Annotated in this window: 1 pseudogene; it reads left to right on the top strand. The window is 69.2% G+C overall.

Annotation, left to right across the window (positions count from 1 at the left end):
• A pseudogene (locus tag KVT37_RS33010) lies at positions 1-234 on the top strand (transcriptional regulator); the annotation flags it as partial.

The following is a 234-nucleotide window of genomic DNA, read 5'->3' as shown; positions in this document are numbered from 1 at the left end:
GTGACGCCCGACGGGCAGTCCGCGACAAAGGGGCTGATGCGGCGCGTCGACGACTTCCGCCAGCGGAAGCCCGGCATCGAGCTGCGCTTCGACATCACCTACGATGGCCGGGATTTCGAGCGCGACGATGTCGATATCGGCATCCCCTTCGGCACCGGCAAATATCCGGGGATCATCGCGCACCGGCTGTTCGGGAACACCACCTCCCCGGGGGGCGGCCCGGCGCTCGCGGGG

Origin of the sequence: Mesorhizobium sp. GbtcB19 (assembly GCF_019091085.1) — a bacterium.
In the GTDB taxonomy this organism is placed as follows: Bacteria; Pseudomonadota; Alphaproteobacteria; order Rhizobiales; family Rhizobiaceae; genus Mesorhizobium.
The sequence above is the reverse complement of the archived record's forward strand: the minus strand, read 5'-3'. Positions and strand labels throughout refer to the sequence as shown.